23 protein-coding genes and 2 pseudogenes are annotated in these 23,095 nt (G+C 71.1%); 6 read left to right on the forward strand and 19 right to left on the reverse strand.

Annotation, left to right across the window (positions count from 1 at the left end):
• Positions 1–156 precede the first annotated feature (156 nt).
• Positions 157–924 (forward strand): annotated as a pseudogene (locus tag N8I87_RS41010) (6-phosphofructokinase); the annotation flags it as partial.
• 23 nt (positions 925–947) lie between these two features.
• On the opposite strand, the gene N8I87_RS44170 reads toward N8I87_RS41010, so the two are convergent.
• The 3 genes from N8I87_RS44170 to N8I87_RS44180 form a co-directional block, all read right to left on the reverse strand.
• Positions 948–1,226, reverse strand: a complete 279-nt coding sequence (locus tag N8I87_RS44170) for a universal stress protein (protein WP_317633539.1) — start codon at positions 1,224–1,226, stop codon at positions 948–950.
• Positions 1,227–1,471: 245 nt separating this feature from the next.
• On the reverse strand, positions 1,472–1,672 hold the full coding sequence (locus tag N8I87_RS44175) for a hypothetical protein (protein ID WP_317633540.1): 201 nt from the start codon (positions 1,670–1,672) through the stop codon (positions 1,472–1,474).
• Complete coding sequence (locus N8I87_RS44180; RefSeq protein ID WP_317633541.1) at positions 1,648–2,070, reverse strand: universal stress protein; 423 nt, start codon at positions 2,068–2,070, stop codon at positions 1,648–1,650. The genes N8I87_RS44175 and N8I87_RS44180 overlap by 25 nt, the downstream gene beginning before the upstream one ends.
• Positions 2,071–2,096: 26 nt before the next feature.
• Between N8I87_RS44180 and N8I87_RS41020 the strand changes: the two genes are divergently transcribed.
• On the forward strand, positions 2,097–3,149 hold the full coding sequence (locus N8I87_RS41020) for a class I fructose-bisphosphate aldolase (protein ID WP_263216006.1): 1,053 nt from the start codon (positions 2,097–2,099) through the stop codon (positions 3,147–3,149).
• 170 nt (positions 3,150–3,319) lie between these two features.
• On the opposite strand, the gene N8I87_RS41025 is transcribed toward N8I87_RS41020, so the two are convergent.
• On the reverse strand, positions 3,320–4,087 hold the full coding sequence (locus tag N8I87_RS41025) for a SpoIIAA family protein (RefSeq protein WP_263216007.1): 768 nt from the start codon (positions 4,085–4,087) through the stop codon (positions 3,320–3,322).
• A gap of 375 nt (positions 4,088–4,462) precedes the next feature.
• Positions 4,463–5,959 carry an AAA family ATPase gene (locus tag N8I87_RS41030; protein WP_263216008.1) on the reverse strand — a complete coding sequence of 499 codons (1,497 nt, stop codon included), beginning with the start codon at positions 5,957–5,959 and terminating at the stop codon, positions 4,463–4,465.
• Positions 5,960–6,219: 260 nt separating this feature from the next.
• On the opposite strand from N8I87_RS41030, the gene N8I87_RS41035 reads away from it, so the two are divergent.
• Positions 6,220–6,858 carry an MBL fold metallo-hydrolase gene (locus tag N8I87_RS41035; RefSeq protein WP_263216009.1) on the forward strand — a complete coding sequence of 213 codons (639 nt, stop codon included), beginning with the start codon at positions 6,220–6,222 and terminating at the stop codon, positions 6,856–6,858.
• A 634-nt stretch (positions 6,859–7,492) separates the two neighbouring features.
• Positions 7,493–8,107, forward strand: a complete 615-nt coding sequence (locus tag N8I87_RS41040; RefSeq protein WP_263216010.1) for a CBS domain-containing protein — start codon at positions 7,493–7,495, stop codon at positions 8,105–8,107.
• Here N8I87_RS41040 and N8I87_RS41045 read toward each other — a convergent pair.
• From N8I87_RS41045 to N8I87_RS41105, 13 genes and pseudogenes are all read right to left on the reverse strand, one after another.
• Positions 8,097–8,270, reverse strand: a complete 174-nt coding sequence (locus N8I87_RS41045) for a hypothetical protein (protein ID WP_263217003.1) — start codon at positions 8,268–8,270, stop codon at positions 8,097–8,099. The genes N8I87_RS41040 and N8I87_RS41045 overlap by 11 nt on opposite strands.
• Positions 8,271–9,004: 734 nt before the next feature.
• Positions 9,005–9,214 (reverse strand): IS3 family transposase, encoded by a 210-nt coding sequence (locus tag N8I87_RS41050; protein ID WP_263216012.1) that lies wholly within the window; start codon positions 9,212–9,214, stop codon positions 9,005–9,007.
• A gap of 143 nt (positions 9,215–9,357) precedes the next feature.
• Positions 9,358–10,392: a hydrogenase expression/formation protein HypE gene (gene hypE, locus N8I87_RS41055; protein WP_263216013.1), complete on the reverse strand. Its 1,035-nt coding sequence runs from the start codon at positions 10,390–10,392 to the stop codon at positions 9,358–9,360.
• Positions 10,389–11,492, reverse strand: a complete 1,104-nt coding sequence (gene hypD / locus N8I87_RS41060; protein WP_263216014.1) for a hydrogenase formation protein HypD — start codon at positions 11,490–11,492, stop codon at positions 10,389–10,391. The genes hypE and hypD overlap by 4 nt, the downstream gene beginning before the upstream one ends.
• 52 nt (positions 11,493–11,544) lie before the next feature.
• Positions 11,545–12,175: pseudogene (locus tag N8I87_RS41065) on the reverse strand (CBS domain-containing protein).
• Positions 12,168–13,517 carry a Ni/Fe hydrogenase subunit alpha gene (locus N8I87_RS41070; protein ID WP_263216015.1) on the reverse strand — a complete coding sequence of 450 codons (1,350 nt, stop codon included), beginning with the start codon at positions 13,515–13,517 and terminating at the stop codon, positions 12,168–12,170. Before N8I87_RS41070 ends, N8I87_RS41065 begins: the two are co-directional and overlap by 8 nt.
• Positions 13,514–14,266 carry an NADH-quinone oxidoreductase subunit B family protein gene (locus N8I87_RS41075; RefSeq protein ID WP_263216016.1) on the reverse strand — a complete coding sequence of 251 codons (753 nt, stop codon included), beginning with the start codon at positions 14,264–14,266 and terminating at the stop codon, positions 13,514–13,516. The genes N8I87_RS41070 and N8I87_RS41075 overlap by 4 nt, the downstream gene beginning before the upstream one ends.
• A gap of 1 nt (position 14,267) precedes the next feature.
• A complete protein-coding gene (locus tag N8I87_RS41080; RefSeq protein WP_263216017.1) occupies positions 14,268–15,074 on the reverse strand; it encodes an FAD/NAD(P)-binding protein in 807 nt (268 codons plus the stop codon).
• Positions 15,071–15,535 carry a cyclic nucleotide-binding domain-containing protein gene (locus tag N8I87_RS41085; protein ID WP_263216018.1) on the reverse strand — a complete coding sequence of 155 codons (465 nt, stop codon included), beginning with the start codon at positions 15,533–15,535 and terminating at the stop codon, positions 15,071–15,073. The genes N8I87_RS41080 and N8I87_RS41085 overlap by 4 nt, the downstream gene beginning before the upstream one ends.
• Positions 15,532–16,683 carry a 4Fe-4S dicluster domain-containing protein gene (locus N8I87_RS41090; protein WP_263216019.1) on the reverse strand — a complete coding sequence of 384 codons (1,152 nt, stop codon included), beginning with the start codon at positions 16,681–16,683 and terminating at the stop codon, positions 15,532–15,534. The genes N8I87_RS41085 and N8I87_RS41090 overlap by 4 nt, the downstream gene beginning before the upstream one ends.
• Before the next feature lie 119 nt (positions 16,684–16,802).
• Positions 16,803–17,060: a HypC/HybG/HupF family hydrogenase formation chaperone gene (locus N8I87_RS41095; protein ID WP_263216020.1), complete on the reverse strand. Its 258-nt coding sequence runs from the start codon at positions 17,058–17,060 to the stop codon at positions 16,803–16,805.
• A gap of 6 nt (positions 17,061–17,066) precedes the next feature.
• Positions 17,067–19,352 carry a carbamoyltransferase HypF gene (gene hypF, locus N8I87_RS41100; protein WP_263216021.1) on the reverse strand — a complete coding sequence of 762 codons (2,286 nt, stop codon included), beginning with the start codon at positions 19,350–19,352 and terminating at the stop codon, positions 17,067–17,069.
• Positions 19,349–19,855, reverse strand: coding sequence for a hydrogenase maturation protease (locus N8I87_RS41105; protein WP_263216022.1), 507 nt, complete (start codon positions 19,853–19,855; stop codon positions 19,349–19,351). The genes hypF and N8I87_RS41105 overlap by 4 nt, the downstream gene beginning before the upstream one ends.
• A gap of 582 nt (positions 19,856–20,437) precedes the next feature.
• Here N8I87_RS41105 and N8I87_RS41110 point away from each other — a divergent pair.
• The gene (locus tag N8I87_RS41110; protein ID WP_263216023.1) at positions 20,438–20,830 is read left to right on the forward strand and encodes a hypothetical protein; all 393 of its coding nucleotides are present in this window, start codon (positions 20,438–20,440) and stop codon (positions 20,828–20,830) included.
• A 309-nt stretch (positions 20,831–21,139) separates the two neighbouring features.
• Here N8I87_RS41110 and N8I87_RS41115 read toward each other — a convergent pair whose 3' ends face one another.
• Complete coding sequence (locus N8I87_RS41115) at positions 21,140–21,709, reverse strand: Rv1733c family protein (protein WP_263216024.1); 570 nt, start codon at positions 21,707–21,709, stop codon at positions 21,140–21,142.
• 330 nt (positions 21,710–22,039) lie between these two features.
• Here N8I87_RS41115 and N8I87_RS41120 point away from each other — a divergent pair, with 330 nt between their 5' ends.
• On the forward strand, positions 22,040–23,041 hold the full coding sequence (locus N8I87_RS41120; RefSeq protein ID WP_263216025.1) for an Acg family FMN-binding oxidoreductase: 1,002 nt from the start codon (positions 22,040–22,042) through the stop codon (positions 23,039–23,041).
• The last annotated feature ends 54 nt before the right edge of the window (positions 23,042–23,095 follow it).

Raw genomic sequence — 23,095 nt, forward strand, 5'->3', positions numbered from 1 at the left:
TGGGCGTTGTCGCCGTGCCCGAGAAATGTCCGGCCCGCTCCTGATCCAACGCCTACTGACTACGAGCTGACCCAACTGCCCGGGGGACTGCAGGCCGGTCCAGGGACGTCGTGCAGGCGCGCCGCAACGAAGGGCGTCCAACGGTTCAAGCACGGGGACGGCATGCGCCGCATCCAGGACACCCTCCCCGCGCACGGCATCGACGCCCTCGTCGTGAATCGGCGGACACGTTGGGCTTGCCAGCCGAGCTGTTCCGCCAGGTGAACTCGATCGTCGGTGTGCCGAAGACGATCGGAAACGACGTACCCGGCACCGACCACAACTTCGGCTTCGACACGGCTGTGGGCATCGCGACCGAGGCCATCGACCGCCTGCACATCATCGCCGAGTCGCACATGCGCACCCTGGTGGTGGAGGTGATGGGGCGGCACTTTGGATGGATCGCCCTGCAGCTGGGGTCGCGGGCGGTGCCAACCTGAACCTCATCTCGGAACGGCCGTTGGACATCGATCAGGTCTGTGCGTGGGTGAAGAACCGCTTCGAGTTCAACTACGCGCCGCTCGTCGTCACCGCCGAGGGAGCCGTGCACAAGGAGGGGCAGATGGTCCTCAATGACCAGTCCCTGGACGAGTACGGCCATGTGCGGCTGTCCGGGATCGGCGAGTGGCCGGCCCGGGAGATTTCGCAGCGCACCGCCCCGGACGCCCGCACGACGGTGCTCGGTCACGTCCAGTGCGGTGCACACCGAGCCCCTTCGACCGGTGGCTGGCCACGCGCGGACCGCACGCCGTCGACGCGGTCAAGGACGGCGCCTTCGGGGCCGTGGTCGCCCTGAGCGGCACCCGGATCGTACGGGTCCCGATCCCCGACGCCGAGGCGAGGACCAAGGCGGTCGATCCGTCGTTACGACGAGTTCGAGGTGTTCCTCGACCGGTCCCTGCGTGGTGTCAGCCAGCGTGCGGTACGACCGTCACCGAGCAGTCGGCGTGTTGCAGGACGGCGTGCGTGACCGGTCCCAGCCGGCCCTCGATGCCGCCCCGGTCGGCGCGGCGGCCCACGACCAGCAGGTCGGCTCCCCGGGACGTGTGCAGGAGCGCCTCCGCCGGCTGGAGCAGGACGACATCCGCGCGGACCGTGACCTCCGGTACTCTCCTGCCGGGTGCGCAGGGCGTCGGACAACCGCAGGACCTCCTGGTCCCCCAGGTGGCGCGGTCCTCCTCGGTCACGAACAGAGTCGAGGGCGACACGGCCTCGGCGGGAAAGCCATGCCTGCACCACTCGGAGCACCGCTTCGCGCGTACGGGCCGCCCCGAACGCGAAGTCCGCCATCTCGTCGACCGAGCGATGGGCGTCGAAACCGACCACGACCCGAGGGACGGTGCCCGCCGGGCGCGTGCCGTTGCCGAAACCCCCGGGTCACCGTCGGGGCACCACTACGACAGGGCAGTCGGCCGCAGCCGCCGCCCGAAGGTCACCGAGCCGACCGCGAGGCCGTCGAAGCCGCCCGCCCGAGCCCCGTGCACCGTGCCCCGACCCCGACCAAGAGCAGCCCGGCATCGCGCGCCGCGGACAGGAGGGTCTCGGCCGGGGCTTGGGCGCTCAGCTCGCCGCGCACCCGCAGATTCGGGTAGCGTGGCACCGAGACGATCACCCCCTGGACGATGCGCTCCACGCGGCGCAGCGTTTCCCGGCCTGGTGAAGAACCGCATCGCCCGGAAGCGGTGGAGCGGCGTGCACGACACGCAGAGGAACACGTCGCAGCATCGCCTCCCGTGCCGCCCACTCGGCCGCGGCGAGGCTGTGCTCGGATCCGTCGACGCCCGCCAGCACGGGGTGAATCATCGTTTCCTCCTCGCCCGCCGGGCCCCCTCCCGCTGTTCCAGCGCGGGCTCGCGAAACGGCAGACGAGACGTTCGCCCGCTCGTGGGCCGTTCGGCCTCGACGAAGGACCCGACCGGCTCTGCAGGGTGGCAGCTCCACACGGATGATGGACAGGGAACCCGCGACGCGGCCGCACGGACTGTGGCACGTCCTGCCGCCCCGCATGTGTGCGGCCGCCTCCATCGGCATTCCACAGGACAGGAGAGGCGGAGACCATGACCGACATCCAAGAGTTGCTGGGCGACGAGGCCAAGGACCTGCTGACGCACTCCGCCCAGGGGATCCCGGGGGAGGATCTGGTGCTACCCGGCCCCGACTTCGTCGACCGGGTCGTGGCCGGCACCGACCGCTCGCCCCGGGTGCTGCGCAACCTGCAGTCACTCTTCGACCACGGCCGACTGGCCGGCACCGGATACCTGTCGATCCTGCCGGTCGACCAGGGAATCGAGCACTCCGCGGCGTCGGCGTTCGCCCCGAACCCCCGCTACCTCGACCCCGCGAACATCGTCGAACTCGCCGTCGATGGCGGCTGCAACGCGGTGGCCAGCACACTCGGTGTGCTCGGCGCCGTGTCGCGGCGCTACGCGCACCGAATCCCCTTCATCGTCAAGCTCAACCACAACGAGCTGCTCACCTACCCGAACCACTACGACCAGATCCTGTTCGGCGATGTCCAGCAGTGCTTCGACCTCGGCGCGGCAGGCGTCGGCGCCACGGTCTACTTCGGCTCGGAACAGTCGGACCGCCAACTGCGGGAGGCCAGCGAGGTCTTCGCCCGGGCCCATGAACTGGGCATGTTCACGGTGCTGTGGTGCTATCTGCGCAACTCGGCGTTCAAGAAGGACGGCGTGGACTACGCGGTGTCCGCCGACCTCACCGGCCAGGCCAATCATCTCGGCGTGACGATCGAGGCCGACATCGTCAAACAGAAACAGGCGGAGAACAACGGTGGCTACCGCGCGCTGGGCTTCGGCAAGACCCACCCGCTGCTGTACGACAGGCTCACCACCGACCACCCGATCGACCTCACGCGCTGGCAGGTCGCCAACTGCTACATGGGCCGCGTCGGCCTGATCAACAGCGGCGGCGCCTCGGCCGGCCAGGGAGACCTGGCCCAGGCGGTACGGACCGCGGTGATCAACAAGCGGGCCGGCGGCACCGGCCTCATCACCGGCCGCAAAGCCTTCCAGCGCCCCACCGCCGAGGGCATCGAGCTCCTGCACGCCGTCCAGGACGTCTACCTCGACGAGAGTGTCACCGTCGCCTGACGGGGGCGTGGCCGGACGCCCGGCACCGGCGCCCAGGACACAATGCCCCTGGGCGCCGGGCGCGGCCCGCCGATGCCGGCCCGGGCGTCTCGGTGTGTCTCAGACCGGCATCGCCTCACCGATGCGGACGGGGCATCCGGCGGGCCGTGCGGCCCAGGGTGGCTGCCACGTCAACCCGCGTCCGGAGGGTTACGGTCGGGCGGATTCGCGGCCCAGGCGACTGCGTCGTCGAGTTGGGCGTATGTGAACTGCCGTACTTCGGCCTGGACGAAGTGGTTCGCGAAATGAGGGACGAGTTCGGCGAGCTTGCTGTCGGCGGCCAGGGCGATCCTCCTGACCTTGCGATGGTGGTCGCGGACGAAACGTACATGCCGGAGCAGGCTTCCGATGTTCTCCCATCCCGGGAAGGCGCGAGCGTGTACCACGACACCGGCCAGTGCGTCGTGGGTTTCGAGCCAGCTGTCGGCGGTCTGTGCCAGTGCGTCGAAGTCCTGTGCGCGCAGGGGCTGTTCGACCTCGACCACGAGCACGTTGGACTCGGGCAGGAGCTCGTGGGACACGCCGGGCCCTTCGGGCAGTGAGGCGAGCCAGCGCAGCGCCTCTTCGCGATCCTGAAGGCCGAAGACGCGTACCGGACAAGGCATCAGGAAGCTTGCGAGGCGGGTCGACTCTTGGATCCAGCTGATGTCGCTGACGACCGCGCATCCCTCGAACAGGTGCATGGCGCCGATCCCGATCTTGAGGTCCTCCCATCCGGCCGCCGGGGTGAACGACCGGAATTCCGGGCCGATCTCCGACAGGATCCGGATGCGGCGGCCTGCTCTGCGGGCTTCGTCGACGAGCGGCTCGATCACCGCTTTGTAATCGTTCTTCGACACCGTGCCGATCGCCTTGACCACGTCGACCCCCGAGGGCACGTCTCGGGCTCTCTCAAGCATGGGGATCCTTTCTCGACGTCGGTGCGATGTGGAGGCCGGCCGACTACGGAGACGGGCGGAGAAGCCGACACACCCGCACATCCGGGGCCACCCCCGCCATCAGATTCGACTCATATAGGAGCTATCCCTGCCATCCCATGATGGCAAGATGCCAAGATCTCCGCGACCGCGTTCTCTTTGTTCACCCGGCCCGGCAGTTGTCAGCCAGTCCGAGGGCGTGAGGGCGCTGAGACCTCGTCGATGGTGAAGGGAGTGGAGATCTCAGCCGGGCTCGGTGGATGCTCGCCCGAGCCGCCTACAAAGGCCTTCGGCCCCGCAGCGGACGGGGATTCCCAATCCCGAGAACGAGCGCCGTGGGGCAGGTGCAGGGCGGGGTCAGGCCCGTCCATACAGCCGGTCGAGGTCAACGAGTACTACCTGCCCCTGCGCTTCGGCGGCGCGTAGGGCCGGGCTGAAGCCGGCGCCGCTGAAGCAAGCCGGCCGGGTGCGGGAGACGTCCTCGCCGCGGTCGGAGAGGAGGTCGAGGAGCCTCCGGAGGCGTTCCACATGGTCCAGGTCCATGACCTCGTCCCACCGGGCCAGGCCCACCGACAGCAGAGAGCCGTTGCGCATGCCGCCGTGGCCGCGAACGACCACTTCCGCCGCCAGGTCCGTGCCGCCGGGGTGCGCGGGGTCGGCCACGGACCCGTGGGCCACCGACCTGGGACGCGCGCTGAAGGCGTCCGGGTCGGCGAAGTGGAGGGCCCAGTCACGGCAGATCTGAGCGAAGTGGGACCGGGCCACCATGGAATCGAAGCCCGGACGGGCGTGCTTCCAGACCGTGACGGCGTCCTGCTGTGCCAGGGCAGACCGATGGGGTCGCACGGCCGCGTGTTCGAAGGCCAGCAGTGGCTCGGCGACGCGGAGCCTGACGAGGCTGGGCCGGAATGCGTCGGCGGCGCCGTGCAGCAGCCTGTGCTCCCGCAGCAGTCCGAGACAACGCGCGGTGTCGGTCAGAGGCGCGCCGAGGCAGTCCGCGACCTGCCCCTGGGTCGAGCACCCGGTGGCCACGGCGGAGAGGGCGGAGTGGCACAGGGCGCGGTCCTTGTGGTCGATCTCCTCCTGCAGCAGGTGGTACGCCTCGCGGAACAGGGGCTTTCCGGGGTTGAGCACGCTCCTGCACACCCAGGCGTCGAAGTCCTCCCGCCCGGCGGGTGCGTCGTCCTGGACGTAGTCGCGCCGGTAGGCGGGGGTGCCGCCGACGACGGCGTGGACGAGCACGGCGAGGCCGGGGTCGTCGGAGCCCCAGAACCGTGCCGCTTGCCGGTAGTCGAGCGGGCCCACGGTGAGGTGCAGATCGCTCAGTTCGTGCAGCGGGGACGCTGTGCTGAAGAGCCGGTGCATGAGGGGCAGGGAGCTGCCGCTGAGCAGGAGACGGGCCCGGCCGGGGCGTCCGCCGTCGTGGCGCCGGTAGGCGCTGTGCAGGATGGAGGGAAGCGAGGGGCTCTGCCGCACCAGGTCGGGGAATTCGTCGATGACGATGGGCGTCGGACGCTGGTCTCCGAGTGCCAGGAGGTCGTCGATGGCGTCCTCCCAGCCGTGCCAGTGAGGTGGGGGAGATGCGTTCGTGTAGCGGGCGAACTCGCCGGCGAGCTGGCTCAGTGACTCGCTCTGCGTGCCTTGCTGAGCCCCGAAGTAGAAGCCTCCCAGGGACCTGGTAAGGGCCTTCAGCAGGTAGGTCTTGCCTTGTCGAAGCCGCCCGCTGACGAGCCCGAGGCGAGCTTCGGGCCGGCTGTCACAGGCAAAAGTGACGAGTGCCTGCCACTCGGCGTCCCGGTCGAAGACCTTGGGTGGCTTGTCCGGGAGAGGGATGTCGGACGACGGCACGGCCATTCCCCTCGTTCGGCGGTGCTTCCGTCTCCAGTACAACGCCGGATGCCCGGCCTCGCGACACGCGATTGGTGCACCGGGGCATGCCAGCCTCTTTCCCGAGGGTCGGCACGGGCCGTCCCGTTCCGGCTCGCCCCCTGCACCGGGGTCGTACAGATCAGGCCGTCACCCGGCGGTTTCGGCTGTGACGACCGGACTGCCATGATGAGGGTTGCACGTTCCACATGAGGCTGCCGTCGCGCACATGTCGGGAGGTGGCGGTCATGTCACCTCGGCTCCGGCTCACGCTGCTGGGCATCGGCGCCATGGCGTCGCCGCGTTTCGCACCCGCCGGTCTGCTGCTGGCGTACGGCGGTCGACGCGTCGTGTTCGACGGGGGACCGGGGGCGGAGCCGCCGCCAGGTGTATCTCTGGAAGCCTGGCTGGTGACCGACGAGCATGCCGAGCTGCGCTCGGCCCTGCGACGGCTCGCAGCCGAGCGAGGGCTGGTGCCGCGCATGGCGGACGCGGACCTCAGGGACCTGCGTATCCGCGCGTTTCCGGTTGTGCACACCTCCCATCCGACCTGCGGATACAGGATCGAGGCAGGGGTGGTGGCGGTGTGGGCACCGGAGTTCTGGGCGTTCCCGATGTGGGCCGCGAATTCCGATCTGATGTTCGCGGAGGCATCCGGCTGGAACCGCCCCATCCGCTTCCGCGGCGGCGTGGGCGGCCACGCCCCGGTGCGGGAGATCGCCCGTGAGGCGGCCCAGCACCGGATCGGACGCCTGGTCTACGCGCACATCGGCCGCCCGTCCCTACGGGCGATGGACGCCGGTCTCGGGCCCGTGTACGGCGAATGGGGGCGTGAGGGGCACACGTACATTCTGGTCGACGCCGTGGGTCGCCACCCGCGGACCTGACGGCGTCTGCGTGGAGGTGGCCCTGCCCCGGCGTGCGAGGCCGTGACCAGAAAGGCCGGTCCGTAGTTTGGCAAGTGCCGCCGATTCCTCGCCCGTGACCTGGCAGGACCGTCCCAGCGTCACCCCATGAGAGCGGAGATGCCTGCGCGGCCGTCGTTCGGCGTACGTCTTCCACCGCGGACGTTGTCAGCCGTCGAGCAACGGCGACTGCTCCAATCCGTGCAATGTCTCGGGGGACCTTCCGGGCGGCATCGACCAGGGCCGCCAGGTCCGCCAGTTCTTGCGTGAGCTGCCGGAACGGGTCGTCGAAGGAGATCATGCCGATGAGGCGCTGCTCGGCCACCACCGGCAAGTTACGACGATGGCGACACTCTCACGCCGGCGCGGGTACCCGTTCCGGGAGATTCCTGGGTGAGGTCATTCACGGCGCGATTCGGGATGCGCACAATCAGGGCACTGCGGTTCATGGAGGCTGATGAGGACGATGCGACTATATCGACATGCTCACCATCAGCGTGGGATCCGGACGGGAAAGAGCCGAGGCCAAGCACACCGAGATCAAGCATGGTGCGTGAGCTCGTACCCGCAGGCGAAGCCTTGCGGCCCGGACAGTGATGTCGAGGAGGGCTGAGCGATGAGACACCGCAGTGTGGGTGATCTGATGACGCCCACCGTCGTGTGCGCGCAGCTGGGCACGCCCTTCGAGGAGATTGCGCACCTTCTTGACGAGTACGGCATCACGGCCGTTCCGGTGGTCGACGACGAGGGCAGGCCGGTCGGGGTCGTGTCTGGGACGGACCTGCTCCGCAAGGAGACGTCCGCCGGTGTCGGGAGCACAGCCCGGGACCTGATGACGAGTCCCGCCGTGGTCGCGGAGCCGGGGTGGAACGCGGTGCGTGCCGCGCGAACGATGGACAGGCGCAAGGTCAAACGGCTGCCCGTGGTGGACGACGACGGCCGGCTCATCGGGGTGATCAGCCAAAGTGACCTGGTGCAGCTCTTCCTCCGCAGGGACCGTGCGATCGAGGAGGAGATCCTCGAGGACGTCGTCGTACGGACACTCGGGCTGACTCCCTCCGCGCTGGTGGTCGAGGTCACCGACGGCAGGGTCACGCTGAGCGGCAGCGTGGAGCGCAGGAGCCTGGTTCCGGTCACTGTGCGGCTGTGCGAAGGTGTCGACGGAGTGGTGGACGTGGTCAATCGGCTCGGCTTCGACCGGGACGACACGGTGCACGAGACTACTTCGTAGCGGCCCCGGAGCCCGCGCCGAGCAGGAGCTGGTTGCGGGCCTCGTCGAGATTCTGGGCGTCGATGACGCCGTCGGCCCGGACGGCGTCGATGGCCGTTTCGTTGACCACGGGCTGCTCTCGCTCCTGGTTGCCGGATTCGTCTCGATGCTCGGTTTCTCGCATGCGATCGTTATGGGCACCACCGCACTGGATGCGGCAGGTGCTTGGCGATCGGTGTGCCGACACGGACTCGCGCGCCCTCATCCACCAGGAGCCACAGGGCGGGACGTGTCACGGAGAACCAGTCGTAGCACAGCGCCCTCGGACCAGTGCACAGAAACGAAGGGGTCCGACCACACAAGACGATCTCGCCACAGCCAGCGGGATTTCAGCCATCCGCGTGCTCCGCTGTCGCGCGGGTGGCGCCAGTATGAGGAGCAGTAGTGAAACCGGCCCGTACCGCAGGACGACCCGCGCGCTGCTCAGGCTGCGGACGCACGCGTCGATGGCGAACAACATCGCGAGGAACCCCGCCGAGCTGTGGCATGCCGACCGCATGTCGTCGCGCCGACGTTCGTCGAGTGACTCCTCCTCGGCAGACCTGGTACCGCCCGCGGGGAGCCCAGGCCCTGCTTTCGCTCGTTCCCGCGTGGTGCGCCACGGCATGCGAACGAGCTCGGGGACGCCTCCGCACTGCTTTCTGCCGGTTGACGCCTTACGGACGCGGGCCCAGTACGTCCTCAACGCCAGGTGACGCGCAAGGCTGCCTCCCGCCGATCCAAGGCCAAGGCTGCCGATCACTGGCTCCGCCGAAGACCAAGCGCGCGAGATCGCCGGGGGCTACGCCTCAGGAAGGCGTCAACGTGCCGTGAACAAGCCATACTTGAATCTCGGGAGGCCCGGCGACGCCCTGGATGTCACGCTCGCGCATGATGCGGGCGACGCTTGCGGTTCACACACCGGCCCAGGTGCCGCAGTTCGGCGTGGACGCGCGGGACGCCGTAGGTTTTGCGGGAAGCGACGTGGATGACGGTGACCTCGTGGGCCAGGGCCTCGTCGGCGGCCTGCCGTGCGGCCCGGCTCTTCGCCGAGGCGAGCCCGGAGTAGAAGGAACAGCAGCCGTCCAAGGCGGCAGCCGAGCGGCTCGGTGACCGTATCCACTCCTACACAGGAGCCGCCGGGGCGGTCGAGACCATGACGAAGACATGGGGCCTGTGAACCCGGCTCCCGTTGTGGTGCCGTGCCGCGAGGAGGTGACGTCCGTCGAGCCCTAGCAGATGCGTGGCAGTTGCTCTCCCAGAGGCATGTCCACGATGCGCCGGGCCCCGACCAGCGTCCGCAGAGTCACCCGTCCTTGCGGACCCTCTGGGAGCACCGCGCCGATCCGCGCCGCCTGCGCGCCCTCGGGCAGGGAGCGCAGCGCCGCGAGGGTCTCCTCGGCCGCGGCGGCGTCGACGAACGCGACCAGGCAGCCCTCGTTGGCGACCGCCAGCGGATCCAGTCCCAGCAGGTCGCACGCGGCGGACACCGCTCCAGGCACCGGGACCGCCCGCTCATCGATCTCGATGGCGACCGACGAGTCGCGGGCGATCTCGTTGAGAGAGGCGGCCAGCCCGCCCCGGGTCGGGTCGCGCAGCACGTGGACGGCACCGCCCAGCGGCACCAGCGCCCGCACCAGCCGATGCAGTGGCTTCGAGTCGGAGGCGATGTCAATGTCGAAGCCCAGGCCCTCCCGGGTGCTGAGCACGGTAGTGCCGTGCAGCCCGATCGGACCGGACAGCAGCACCGCGTCCCCGGGGCGAGCCGACGCGGCGGAGGGGGACAGCGACGCGTGCCGCTGCCCGATCCCCGTGGTGGTGATGAACAGCCGGTCGACCGCACCGCGCCCTACGACCTTGGTGTCCCCGGTGACCACGGGCACCCCCACGTCCTCGGCTGCCTTCCCCAACGACTCCATCACGGTCCGCAGTTCGGCGAGCGGCAGCCCCTCCTCGACGATCAGGGACACCGACAGGGCCAGCGGCCACGCACCCCGCATCGCCAGATCGTTGACCGTGCCGTGCACGGCGAGGGACCCGATGTCCCCGCCGGGGAAGAACAGCGGACTGACGACGAAGCCGTCGGTGCTCATCACCAGCTCCGGACGGCCCGGCAGCGTTGCCGCGTCCTCCAGCGGGCCCGGCGTGCCACCCAGGGCGGGCAGCACCAGCCCATCCAGCAGTTCCGCGGTGAGGCGGCCGCCGGCGCCGTGGCCGAGGAGCACGACCTCGTCCTCGTGGTTCGGGCTCGGGCAGTCGATGGTCATGCCGTGCTCCTCGTCGGGGTGCGTCCGGCCGCGTGGAAGGCGGCACAGGTCCCCTCGGACGACACCATGGGGGCGCCGAGGGGGTGGCGGGGCGTACAGCGGGTGCCGTAGGCGGCGCAGTCGGTGGGCAGTCTCGCCCCGGTGAGGATCACCCCGGCGACGCACTCCGCATCCTCGGCGGGGGCCAGACCGCTCACGTCGAAGCGGCGGGCCGCGTCGAACCGGCGGTAGAGCGGGGCGAGTTCCAGACCGCTCCCCGGCAGCGCGCCGATGCCCCGCCAGGCGCGGTCGGTGACCCGGAAGACGCGGCGCACCGTCTCCTGGGCGTCGGTGTTGCCGACGCGGCGAACGGCGCGCACGTACTGGTTCGCCACCTCGTGCCGGCCGCTCTCCAGCTGCCGTACGGCCATCAGGATGCCCTCCAGCAGGTCCAGAGGCTCGAACCCGGTCACCACGATGGGCACCTGGTAGCGGGCGGCAATCGGCTCGTACTCCCGCCACCCCATCACCGCGCACACGTGCCCGGCCGCCAGGAACGCCTGCACCTCGCAGTCCGGGTCGTCGAGCAGCGCAGTCATGGCCGGCGGCACCAGGACATGGCTCACCAGCATCGAGAAGTTGGCCAGCCCGAGCCGCTCCGCGTGCATCACGGCCATGGCGTTCGCCGGCGCGGTCGTCTCGAATCCGACGGCCAGGAAAACCACTTGGCGTTCTGGGTGCTCGGCGGCCAGGCGCACGGCGTCCATCGGGGCGTAGACGACACGCACGTCCGCGCCGCGTGCACGCAGCGACAGCAGGTCGGTGTCCGTGCCGGGCACCCGCAGCATGTCGCCGAAGCTGGTGAAGATCACGCCGGGTCGGGCGGCGATGGCCATGGCCCGGTCCAGGGTCTCCAACGGGGTCACGCAGACCGGGCAGCCCGGGCCGTGGATCATCCGCATGCCGGCGGGCAGCAGCTCGTCGATGCCCTGGCGGACGAGCGTGTGGGTCTGCCCGCCGCACACCTCCATGATCCGCCAGGGGCGCGTGGCGGTCTGCTCCAGCTCGTCCAGCAGGCGACGGGCGAGCACGGGGTCGCGGTACTCGTCCAGGTATCTCATCGGCCTTCCAGGTATCTCATCGGCCGTCCAAGTGGTTCATCGGCAGGGTCCTTCATCGGTGGGTGAGCTCGAGCCGGACGTCCACGACACCCTCTGTCGCCCGCACCGCCCGCGCGATCACGGGCACCAGGGTGCGGTCGGGCAGCGAGCTGCTCAGCGTGACCACACCCTCGGCCGCGGACACGGAGAGGGGCACGGTGACGGGCAGCTGGGTCAGGGACGTCCGCGGTGATCTCCCCGTCGGTGTGCAGGAAGCCCTTCAGTAGATCGCTGCGGCTGACCATCCCCTGCAGCAGGCCGACCGCGTCCACCACGGGAAGCCGCTTGACGTGGCGGCGGGCCATGATGCGGGCCGTCTCGGCGAGCGAGGCGTCGGCGTGCACGGTCACGGCCGGCGAGCTCATCGGTCCGCCGACGGTGACCGCGCCCGCCTTGGCCCGGTCCGCCGGGTCCCGCGGATCGCCAGGGTCGCCGGGACCGCCGGTGTCGCGGAACTCTTCCTTGGGCAGCAGGTCCGCCTCGGATACCAGCCCGACGAGCAGTCCCTCGTCGGCCAGCACCGGCAGGGCGCTGACCTTCCACCGGTCGAGCAGCTCGACGATCTCCTTGAACGGCGCTTCGCTGTCGACGGCGACGACGTTCTGCGTCATCACGTCGCTGACCGTGTAGGGAGTTTCAGGCATCGCAACCCCCTGAGGTACGGACGACCGTCAGGTCGAGGAAGTGGGTGGAGCAGGAGATGCACGGGTCGTGGTTGCGGATCGCCCGTTCGCACAGCGCCGTCAACTCGCCGTCGTCCGGGTCGTGGTCATGGATGGCCTGCTGGGCCAGGCGCCGCAGATCGTCCTCGATCGCTCCCTGGTTCTGAGCGGTGGGCGGCACCAGCAGCGCGTCGGTGACCAGGCCCTCGGCGTCGAGCGCGTAGCGGTGGTAGAGCATCCCACGCGGCGCCTCGGTGGCACCGTGGCCCACTCCCGCGAGGGGCGGCACCTCGGAGTACGGGCGGGCGGGCGGCTCGTAGGAGCCGATGATCCGCAGCGCCTCGTCGACGGCGTACACCGTCTCCACCGCCCGCACCAGGATGGACCGGTACGGGTTGCGGCACACGGCACCGTCGCGGGGATCGCCCAGCCCGGCCTCGACGGCGGCCTGCCGGGCCACCGGCGTGAGCCGGCGCCCGCCGATCGCGAACCGGGCGAGGGAGCCGGTGAGGTGCAGCCGCCCGTCGAGCCGGGAGTGCAGCGCGGTCGAGTGAGCCACCTGGGTCTCGGTGACGTGGTGGGTGAAGTCCCGCACCGGGAAGGAGTCCGTGCTGCCGTCGGCGCGCAGCACAGTCGGGGTGCCGCTCTCGATCGCGTAGGAGTGCGGGGCGGCGAGCGCCAGCAGGTCGGCGTCGGTGCGGGCGTCGGGGAACTCGAAGCCGGCCACCCACCGTACGGTCGCCCACGCATCGTCCAGCGCCCGCTTCAGCTCCTCCGCCAGCGGCCGTAGTTCCTCGCGCGTAGGCGCCCGGTGGAAGCCGCCCAGGCGCACGTTGACCGGGTGCACGGCCCGTCCGCCGATCAGCTCCATCAGCGCATTGCCGGCCTTCTTCAGCCGTAGGCCGCGCTCGACCTCGTTCCGGTGCGTGCGCGCGAGGTCGATCGCGCTCGACCGGCCCAGGAAGTCCGGCGCGTGCAGCAGGTGGATGTGCAGGGTCTGGCTCTCGATCCACTCGCCGCAGTACAGCAGCCTGCGCAGGTCCCGGATCACCGGATCGACCGTCACCCCGCAGGCGTCCTCGATCGCCGCGCAGGCGCTCATCTGGTATGCCACCGGGCAGATCCCGCACACCCGGGCCGTGATGTCCGGCGGCTCGGTGTACGAGCGGCCGCGCAGGAACGCCTCGAAGAAGCGCGGAGGCTCGTAGATCTCCAGCCGGGCCTCGGTGACCGTGCCGTCGTGCACGTGCAGGCGCAGCGCGCCCTCGCCCTCGACCCGGGAGAGCGAGCCGACGTGCAGCACACGGGATCCACGGTGGGTCACGGGTGCAACTCCTCTTCGAAAGCGGCGGCGTTGAAGGTGTGCAGGAAGCGGCCGACGGCGTCCTCGTCGAGGCCGTCGCGGCGCAGCAGGGGGATCAACGCGGGCAGATTCGCCGACCCGGACGGGCCGAAGCAGCCGAAGCAGCCGCGGCTGTAGGCCGGGCACAGCGCCCCGCACCCGGCATGCGTGACCGGACCCAGACAGGGCGTGCCGTGGGTGACGGTCACGCACACCGTGCCGCGCCGCTTGCACTCGAAGCAGACGCTGTGGTTCGGTACGTCCGGCTTGCGGCCCGCCAGGAACGCCGTGATCACTTCCAGCAGCTGCCGCCGGTCGATCGGGCAGCCGCGCAGCTCGAAGTCGACGTCCACATGCGTCGACACGGGTGTGGAGGCGGCGAGCGTCGAGATGTATTCGGGATGGGCGTAGACCGTGCGACGGTACTCGTCGATGTCCGCGAAGTTCCGCAGGGCCTGGATGCCGCCGGCGGTCGCACAGGCGCCGATCGTCACCAGGTGGCGGGAGGCGGCGCGGATCGCGCGGACGCGTTCGGCGTCCTCGGCCGTGGTGACCGAGCCCTCGACGAGCGTCAGGTCGTACGGGCCGGGCGCCACGTCGCTGGATGCCTCCAGGAAGTGCGAGATCTCCACCCGGCCCGCCAGCGCCAGCAGCTCGTCCTCGCAGTCCAGCAGGGTCAGCTGGCAGCCGTCGCAAGAGGCCAGCTTGAACACCGCGAGCTTCGGTGTCATATCACAACTCCCTTACCGAGAGCAGGGGTTCGGCTGCGGCCCAGTCGATGACCGGCCCGGACCGGCACAGCAGTACCGGACCCAGCTGGCAGTGTCCGCAGCGCCCGGTCGCGCACCGCATGTTCCGTTCCAGCGAGACCCGGATCCGCTCCCGGGACACCCCGCGGAAGGCGAGGTCACGGGCCGTGGCCCGGATCATCGGCTCGGGCCCGCAGACGAACGCCCAGGTGTCCGGGGGGTCGAAGGACGCCCGGTCCAGCAGTTCGGTGACCAGACCCACGTCCCCCTGCCACTCCTCGTCGGGACGGTCGACGGTGACGCCGGTGAACGCCGTTGCCCAGCCCTGCGTCTCCTGGCGGGCGATCAGATCGTCCGGGGTGCGTGCCCCGACCAACACGTTGACCCTGCGGTACGCCGCCGGTTCGGCCAGCGCGCGCAGGATCAGCGGCCGCAGGGGCGCGAGCCCGATGCCGCCCGCGATCACCACCACGTCCTTCCCGCCCGCCCGCGGCAGCTCCCAGCCGGTGCCGTACGGTCCGCGCACCCCGAGCACGTCGCCGACCCGCGCCTCGCACAGGCCGGCGGAGACGGCGCCCACCGCCCGGATCGTGTGCGCGACGCCTCCGGTGGACTGCACGGAACTGACCGACACGGGGATCTCGCCGCGGCCGAAGCAGTGCACCATCGCGAACTGCCCCGGTGCGAAGTCGCCCAGCGCCGCGCCGACCGGCTCGATGTGCAGCGTGACGGTGTCCGCGGTCTCGCGCCGGCGGGCGACGACCCGGTGCGGCACCGGGACGTCTGTCATCGCGCACCCCCGCCGCCGTGGGGCCCGTACAGGTCGAGCAGCCGGGTGCGCGAAGCGTGCAGCCGATGGGCCAGGACCCGGCCGACCCAGTGACCGAGCGCGCGGCCGAGCTCGGCGTCGTCCTCCCACATCAGCCGCACGGCGACGGCGTCGAACTCGTAGGCGCGCACCGGCGTCAGGGCCCGTGCGCCGAACTGCCAGATGTACGGCTCGAACAGCCAGGACCATCCGACGAGGTCGCCGGTGCCCAGCGTCTCCACGATCGGGGCGCGGCGCCCGGGGACATGCAGGTCGAGGGCGACGGTGCCGTCCCGGACGATCCAGAAGCGGTCGGCCCGGCCGCCCTCCTCGAAGAGGCGGGTGTCTTGCGGGAGCGCGGCCTCTCGGCCGACATGCAGCAGGCGGTCGCGATGCTCGGCGGGCAGGGCGTGGTTGACGCGCAGGGCGATCGAGGGGGTCATCGCTCCTCATCCGTTCCGTGGTGGGCGCGGTGTTCGTCGTTCAGCGCGGCCACTTCCTCGGTGATGTCGATGCCGGCCGGGCACCAGGCGATGCAGCGGCCGCAGCCGACGCACCCGGACGTGCCGAACTGGTCGTGCCAGGTGGAGAGTTTGTGGGTGAGCCACTGCCGGTAGCGGCTGCGGCCCGAGGTGCGGACCGGGCCGCCGTGCAGGTAGGAGAAGTCCAGGTCGAAGCAGGAGTCCCAGCGCTGCCAGCGCTCGGTGTGGTCACCGGTGAGATCGGTGACCTCCTCCGTGGTGGTGCAGAAGCAGGTGGGACACACCATGGTGCAGTTGCCGCAGGTCAGACATCGCTCGGCGACATCGTCCCAGCGGACCGCCTCCGGGCTTGCGCCCAGCAGCGTGCGCACGTCGACCGGCGGCAGCGAACGGCCCATGCGGTCGCGGGCGGCGTTCACCGAGGAGCGCGCGGCATCCTGTGTCACCGGGTCGGCCACGCGGTGCGGCACCTGCTGAAGCAGCCGGGCGCCCTCCTCGCTGCCGACCCGCACCAGGAAGCGGTGGCCGTCGGCGTCGATCACCTCGGTCAGCGCCAGGTCGTAGCCCGGGTCGGCGGCGGGCCCGCCCCCGGTGGACACGCAGAAGCAGGTCGCGCCCGGCTCGGTGCACTCCGCGGCGATCAGCAGCGCACGCTCGCGGCGCGCACCGTAGCCGCCGTCCGTGTACCGTCCCGCGGTCAGGACGCGGTCCTGGATCGCGATGGCCCGCAAGTCGCAGGGGCGCACCCCGAGGAAAGCGTACGACGGCGCCTCGCGGATGCCGGGGGTGAACTCGAGGCCGCCCTCCGAGGTTCGATCGGCGCTCCACAACCGTTCCCGCTGCGGGTGCAGCCAGGTCTTCCATGACTGTGGGCCCGCACTGTGTGCGAAGGCGGCCCCGTCCTGTCGGCGCACCAGCCGGTAGCGTCCGGCGTCCAGCTCGGCACCCCAGCCGAAGGGCAGCAGATCCGCCGAGTCCAGCTCGGCCAGCACGATCGCGCCGTCGCGTACGGTCGGTGCGACGACGGTCCGTCCCTGCGCCGCCAGGGCCGAGACCAGGGCGTCCAGGCCGTCCCGGTCGAGCACGGCCGGGGCTGCGGTGGCGGTCATGACATCCTCCTCGTTCGGGGCGGCTGCGTACTCCTCCACCGCCAGGTTCGGTTGGTGCGGGGTGTGCATGGCAGGGGCTGAAGGACCCTGCCGCGAGGCCGGCGGGATCCGCGGCACCTTCAGGGCAGCGGTTCGCCCAGCTCGCCCTCGACCGCGTCCGCCATCGCCCGCAGCACCTGCAGGGTCCGCCCGGCCTCCTCCTCGTCGATCTGCGTGATCGCGAAGCCGACGTGCACGATGACGTACGACCCGACATCCGCCTCGGGCGTGCAGCTCAGGCAGACCTCGCGCCGTACGCCGCCGAAGTCGGCAGTGGCCATCCGCAGCCCGGCGTCGTCGTGGATCTCCAGGATGCGTCCCGGGATGCCCAGGCACATGTGCACTCACTCCTCCCCGGCCAGACGTGCGGCGGCGACCGCCGCCTGCCCGTAGCTGATCCCGCCGTCCCCGACGGGTACCTGACCGCCGACCAGCACCCTGAGACCCTGGGCCTGCAATCGCCGCTTCACCTCCGTCAGCAGCCGCCGGTTGACGAAGCAGCCGCCGCCCAGGCACACCGTGCGCGGCGCGCCGTCGGTCACGGCCCGGGCGGCGAGATCGGCGGTGACGACCGCCAGCGTCAGATGAAAGGCCGCGGCCAGCCGGGCAACGGGCTCGCCGTCGAGCCGTCGGCGAAGCAGGTCCGTCAGGGTCGGCGCGGAGTCGTACACCCATACTCCGTCCACGCGCACCACGCGGTGGGCGAGTGGAACCGCGTGCTCGTCACCGGCCGCCGCCTCCAGCAGGACGGCCGCCTCACCCTCGTAACTCACCCGGTCCGTCAGGCCGAGCAGCGAGGCGGCAGCGTCGAAGAGCCGTCCGGCGCTGGAGGCGCGCGGGCAGTTGACGTTCCGGGCGACCATCGCGCGCACGGCGGCCGTCTCGCCCGGATCGAGCCGTTCCGTGAAGGCCCGGGCGAGGGACGGGGACGGGCGTGGTGAGCCGAGCGCCTCGGTGCCCAGCAGATGGCCGAGTGCCGTGCGGGAAGGATGGCGCACTGCTGCGTCGCCGCCGGGCAGGGGGGCGGTCGCGAACCTGCCCACGCGGCGGTACCCGGTCAGCGTGGCGACAAGGAGTTCCCCGCCCCACAGGGTGCCGTCGTCACCCAGCCCCAGCCCGTCGTAGGCGATGCCGAGGAAAGGGCCACGCACCCCGTGCTCGGCCGCGCAGGCGGCCACGTGCGCGTGGTGGTGCTGCACCGGGATGCGGGGCAGCGGCTGCGCGCGGGCCCACTGCGTCGACAGGTAGCCGGGATGCAGATCGTGGGCCAGGACCTGCGGTTCGATCCCGGTCAGGTGCCTGAGATGGTCGTACGACGCCAGGAACGCATCGTGAGTCGCCAGGTCGGCCAGGTCGCCCGTGTGCGGTCCGAGGTGGGCGCGGCCGTCGGCGGCCAGGGTCACGGTGTGCTTGAGGTGGGCGCCGACGCCGGCGAGCGGCCGGTGGGCGGCGAGCGGCAGCGCGGCGGGGGCCAGCCCGCGGGCCCGGCGGACAGTGATGCGGATCCGGCCGGCGAACTGCACCACCGAGTCGTCGTAGCGGGAGCGGATCGGACGGTCGTGGGTGAGGAAGCCGTCCGCGACACCGGCCAGAGTCGCGCGGGCGTCGGAGTCGTGCACGGCGATCGGCTCGTCGCTGAGGTTGCCGCTGGTAACCACCAGCGGCCGGGCCAAGGCGTCGAGCAGGAGGTGATGCAGGCCCGTGGTGGGCAGGAACAGCCCGACGCGCCGCAGCCCGGGGTGCACCTCGGGAGCGAGTGGTGGGGCAGCCCGCGATGGCCGGCGCGCCAGCAGCACCACGGGCCGCTCGGGGGAGGCCAGGGCGTCCAGCTCCGTGGCCCCGACACGGGCCAGCCGCATCGCCGCCGCGACGTCGCGGACCATCACGGCGAACGGTTTCGCCAGACGGTGCTTGCGGAGCCGCAGCTCGGCCACCGCCCGCGCATCCGTGGCATCGCACACCAGTTGGTAGCCGCCGAGCCCTTTGACCGCGACGATCCGGCCCGCGCCGACTGCCTCGACCGCCGCTTGCAGTGCCTCCTCGCCGCGCAGGTCCTCCCAGGCGAGCCGCGGCCCACAGGCTGGACAGGCGACGGGCTCGGCGTGAAAGCGCCGGTTGCCGGGGTCGGCGTACTCGGCGGCGCAGGCGGTGCACAACGGGAAGCGGCGCATCGTCGTGCGGACCCGGTCGTACGGCAGGTCCTCGATGATCGTGGCGCGCGGGCCGCAGTCCGTGCAGTTGATGAACGGGTAGCGGTGCCGCCGGTCGCGTGGATCGTTCAGTTCGTGCAGGCAGGCGTCGCAGATCGCCGCGTCCGGCGGCACCTCGCGCACCGCCGTGCCCGCGTCGTCGGGTGCGCTGTGGCGGACCTCGAAACCGCGCCTGTACGCAGATCGGTTGCTCTCGGCCAGCAGCACCCGGCGCACCCGGGCCAGCGTCGGGGCGTCGGTGCGCAGCCGGGCCGCGAACTCCTCGATCGCCCGGGGCGGTCCACACACCTCGCCCTCGACATGTCCGTTGACGTTGGCCACCCAGCCGTCCAGACCCAGCTCCGCCGCCGTGCGGTACACGAACGGCCGGAAGCCTACGCCTTGGACGACGCCGTCGACGTGGAAGTGCCGGGTGGTCATGCGGGCCTCCCGACCATGGTGTCCCAGTGCCGTGCGACCTCGGTCTCGACGGTGTCGGCGAGCGTGTCCACGGCCGCGGCGACTGCGGGGGAGAGACCGCGACCGAACGAGGTCTCGGCGCCTTCCACGGCGTACACGACGAGCTGATCGGGCAACAGGCCCAGTACACGGGCGAGTTCAACGGCCTCGCCCAGCCCCAGCCCGTGCGAACTGGTGCTTGACGGACGGGTGACGGTCCCGGCGTCGAGCGCGAGGCGGTGCACGCGCCCGGGGGTGCCGGGATGTGCGTGGGCGGCATCCACGACCACGGCGAGGGCGGCTCCCTCCCACAGGCCGATCAACCGCGCGGGGTCACCGTCGCAGGTCGCGAGCACGGTGCCGGGCGGCAGCGGCCGTTCACGGACCCGCTCCCGCAGCTGTGCCAGCACGGCCCAGCCCACGCCGTCGTCGTGCCGGAAGTCGTTGCCGACACCGATGACGACGATTCGTCCGTGGGTCCTCATACCTCATACAGTGCACGGACGGCGGTGCGATCTGCAGGGGCCGAACGGCCCACGGATTCGCGCAAGACACCTGCCGTCACTCGTCCCTCGGCCGGCATCCTGTCCCCAACAGCCCAAGCATGATTGTCCTCTGAATCACCATCAATCTTGATTCCCGGGACAAAACGCACTCTGGTGCAAAAAGCACCGACTGCTGCTACATCCTCCGGGACAAGGTCTGGGTCCACGGTTCGACATGAACCCTGGGAGGCGTACGTCGTCACGACCCACGCCGACACACGACCAAGCGGCATGGCAGCACCTGCTGCGCCAGCCCCGCCGAGGCCGACACCGGCGCGAAGGAACCGGCTGCTGGTGACACGCCGATGACCGACCTCCACTCCAGCGGGGCCGTGACCGGGACGGGGGACTGGTTGCAGCCCACGCCGTTCTGACCGCCCTGTGCGCCACGCAGATCACCGTAGGGAATCGTCAACCACGCCTTCCCCGTGCTGAACCCCCAATCACCGCCGCCACCGGGTGGCGTGCGGGGGCAACCACGGCATCGTTCTAGTCCAGTTCGCGCCGAAAGTCCTGGAGGCGGTGCGGTTCGCGGGCGGCACGGACGCGAAGCCGCTGACCGAGGTGTTGGGGATTCTGCGGGAGCTGGACGCCACCGGTGCCCGCAACGTCCCCGACGGTGCTCCCACCGTGTTCGTGCCGTCCCGGTGGCAGGGCTACCTCGATGAGGCCGCGGCGAGTGGGGATGCGACCGCGTACCGGCACTACTGGGAGCTGCGGACCCTGCTCGCCCTGCGCGACGGTTTGCGCAGCGGGGACGTGTTTGCGCCGGGCTCATGGCGCCACGACAACCCGGCCGCCTGCCTGTTCACTCCCGCCCGGTGGGAGCCGCACCGCGTGGAGTTCTGCCGTCTGGTAGGCAAGAGCCCCGACGCCTCGGAGGCGCTGCCGCTGGCCGGTCCGGCTGAACGATGACGGGGAGCCGGTCATCTCCCCGCTGACAACGGAGGACATCCCGTCCGGGGCCGAGGAGCTGCACGCCGAGCTGGAGCGGATGCTGCCGAACGTGCCGATCGCCTCGCTGCCGGTGGAGACGGAGCGGCACACCGGTTTTCTGGACTGCTTCGTCCACGCCGGCGGCAAACAGGCCCGGTCCTCGCAGCTCAAGAGCGACGAAGCCGCTCGCGCCTGGGCGGTGATTCCATGCCACCGGCGCGGCGGGAGACACCCGCGTCCCGCAGGAGGAACGTGTGCGGCGGCGGTGAGCAGGGCTCCGCCGAGCCGTCAGCCCGTCTTGTGACCCCACTGCGGACCGACCAGATCCCACTCCTTGCCCCACTCGTCGATACGCCGCCGGTCCAGCCACAAGCGTGCGGCGCCCCCGGCACCGAACGCCACACCGGTAACAGCGAGCGCGGACGCGGCTCCCAGGAATCCCGCCTCGATGGCCGCATCCGTGCGGCTCGGCGGTCGGGTGGTGAGGTTCCCCTGCGTGTTCGTCCAGAGCACCACCGTGGATCCGGCCTTGCGCCCGCCGTCCACCAGGGTCCTGCCGGTGTGGGTGGACCCGCCCGCGCTGGTCCAGCGGACCTGCACCAGCGCCCGATAGCTCTCCACGTCGGCTCTCGGCGCGTCCGTGAGGAGTACGGCCCGTACGGGGGTGCGCTCGGCGCGTTGCTGCGCGAAGACGTCGTCCGCGGCCCGGGCTGTCAGCACACCGGCGAGGGTTCCGCCCACCGCGATGAGCGTCCAGACGGCCAGCACGAGCCACGCCTCGAGAACGTCGGCGCGCCTGCGCAGCCGGTTGGCCCGCCACCGCCAAAGCAACCTCTTCGTTCGCCTGCCTGTACCCATCGGGCCGCACCTCCTCGTCGTGGTCGTTTCGAGCAAGGTGACAGCCGCCCGCGCGTCGCGGCATGGGCCGGACAGGGGGAGCCGTGGGGGCCGACCGGAACCAAGTGCGGAAGTGGGATGGGCCGTTCAGCCCCGGCCGTCGCAGCCCGTGGGGCACCGCAGGTGTCCGCCCGCGGACCGGCGTGCTCTCCGTTCTCACCACTTCCGTCATCGACGGTCCCTGACCGGCCACCCGCCAGGGACCATCGGCCCCTCACCCGGACGCTGTCGTGCGCCCATTCTCGTAGGACGTCGGTACCTGTTCCGAAACCCGTGTGGGAGGAGGGCACCATGCGATCCGTGCCTCTCGACGCCGAGACCCTGGAAGCCTGCATCGCGGCCGCCGTGGCTGCGCCCTCGTTCTTCAACACCCAGCCCTGGCGCTTCAGGCTGGACCCCGATATCCCCGCCTTCGAGGTGCGCGCGGCACCGCAGCGGAGCCTGCGTCATGCGGATCCGGTCGGACGGGCGCTCCATCTGTCGGTGGGCGCGTCCGTCTTCAATCTCCGCGTCGCGGTGTCCCACTTCGGCTGGTCGCCCGTCGTGCGGCTGCTGCCCCGCCCCGAAGAGCCCGGCCTGCTCGCCACCGTCCGGCCCGCGGGATCAAAGAGCCTGCACACCGCCGAATGCCGTGGCGATCTCTACTCGGCGATCTGGCGCAGGCACAGCAGTCGCTTCCCGTTCTCCGGCACACCACTGCCGGCGCAGGCACGCGCCGAACTCGCCGACGCCGCCCACACGGAAGGCGCCTCACTGACCTTCCCCGAGGTCGCCGAGACGGTACGTCTGCTGCGCGTGACCGAGGAGGCCGAGCACCGCAATCGCGCCGACGCCGACCGCGGCACGGAGAGCCGCCGCTGGGTGCACCGGGAGTCGGACGATCCGTTCGACGCCGGCCTCCCGCAGACGGCGCTCGGCCCGCAGGACGCGCGCGAACGCATTCCCATGCGGGACTTCACCGCCGCACGGCACCCCGGGCGGCTGTCGGCCCAGGACTTCGAGACCGCCCCGGCCGTCGCCCTGCTCAGGACCGAGCACGACCGTCGCACGGACTGGCTGCGCGCAGGAGAGGCACTCGAGCACGTCCTGCTGGTGGCCACGGCCCTCGGACTGCGTGCGTCCCTGCTGCACCAGCCGATGGAATGGCCCGACCTGCGCCGCTTCCTGAGCCCGGAACCCGACCACACCGGTCACGCGCAGATGCTGATCCGCCTCGGCTACGGCCGGGAGGGCCCCGCCACCCCGCGGCGCGCCCCGCAGGCGGTACTGGACGCGGAGAGGCCGAACCGATAGCCCGTTCCCGTCGGGGGGGCGGGCGGCTCCGGTCAGTTCGTCCCCGTGCAGACG

Source organism: Streptomyces sp. HUAS 15-9 (genome assembly GCF_025642155.1).
Lineage (GTDB): Bacteria > Actinomycetota > Actinomycetes > Streptomycetales > Streptomycetaceae > Streptomyces.

Coding starts and splice junctions, on each gene's coding strand:
- N8I87_RS41020 (WP_263216006.1), top strand. CDS start 2,097: ATGACCGACATCCAAGAGTTGCTGGGCGACGAGGCCAAGGACCTGCTG.
- N8I87_RS41105 (WP_263216022.1), bottom strand. CDS start 19,855: ATGAGGACCCACGGACGAATCGTCGTCATCGGTGTCGGCAACGACTTC.
- N8I87_RS41120 (WP_263216025.1), top strand. CDS start 22,040: ATGCGATCCGTGCCTCTCGACGCCGAGACCCTGGAAGCCTGCATCGCG.
- N8I87_RS41040 (WP_263216010.1), top strand. CDS start 7,493: ATGAGACACCGCAGTGTGGGTGATCTGATGACGCCCACCGTCGTGTGC.
- N8I87_RS41095 (WP_263216020.1), bottom strand. CDS start 17,060: ATGTGCCTGGGCATCCCGGGACGCATCCTGGAGATCCACGACGACGCC.
- N8I87_RS41085 (WP_263216018.1), bottom strand. CDS start 15,535: ATGACCCCCTCGATCGCCCTGCGCGTCAACCACGCCCTGCCCGCCGAG.
- N8I87_RS41045 (WP_263217003.1), bottom strand. CDS start 8,270: ATGCGAGAAACCGAGCATCGAGACGAATCCGGCAACCAGGAGCGAGAG.
- N8I87_RS44180 (WP_317633541.1), bottom strand. CDS start 2,070: ATGCCGATGGAGGCGGCCGCACACATGCGGGGCGGCAGGACGTGCCAC.
- N8I87_RS41025 (WP_263216007.1), bottom strand. CDS start 4,087: ATGCTTGAGAGAGCCCGAGACGTGCCCTCGGGGGTCGACGTGGTCAAG.
- N8I87_RS41035 (WP_263216009.1), top strand. CDS start 6,220: ATGTCACCTCGGCTCCGGCTCACGCTGCTGGGCATCGGCGCCATGGCG.
- N8I87_RS41115 (WP_263216024.1), bottom strand. CDS start 21,709: ATGGGTACAGGCAGGCGAACGAAGAGGTTGCTTTGGCGGTGGCGGGCC.
- hypE (WP_263216013.1), bottom strand. CDS start 10,392: ATGACCATCGACTGCCCGAGCCCGAACCACGAGGACGAGGTCGTGCTC.
- N8I87_RS41030 (WP_263216008.1), bottom strand. CDS start 5,959: ATGGCCGTGCCGTCGTCCGACATCCCTCTCCCGGACAAGCCACCCAAG.
- hypF (WP_263216021.1), bottom strand. CDS start 19,352: ATGACCACCCGGCACTTCCACGTCGACGGCGTCGTCCAAGGCGTAGGC.
- N8I87_RS41075 (WP_263216016.1), bottom strand. CDS start 14,266: ATGACACCGAAGCTCGCGGTGTTCAAGCTGGCCTCTTGCGACGGCTGC.
- hypD (WP_263216014.1), bottom strand. CDS start 11,492: ATGAGATACCTGGACGAGTACCGCGACCCCGTGCTCGCCCGTCGCCTG.
- N8I87_RS41090 (WP_263216019.1), bottom strand. CDS start 16,683: ATGACCGCCACCGCAGCCCCGGCCGTGCTCGACCGGGACGGCCTGGAC.
- N8I87_RS41080 (WP_263216017.1), bottom strand. CDS start 15,074: ATGACAGACGTCCCGGTGCCGCACCGGGTCGTCGCCCGCCGGCGCGAG.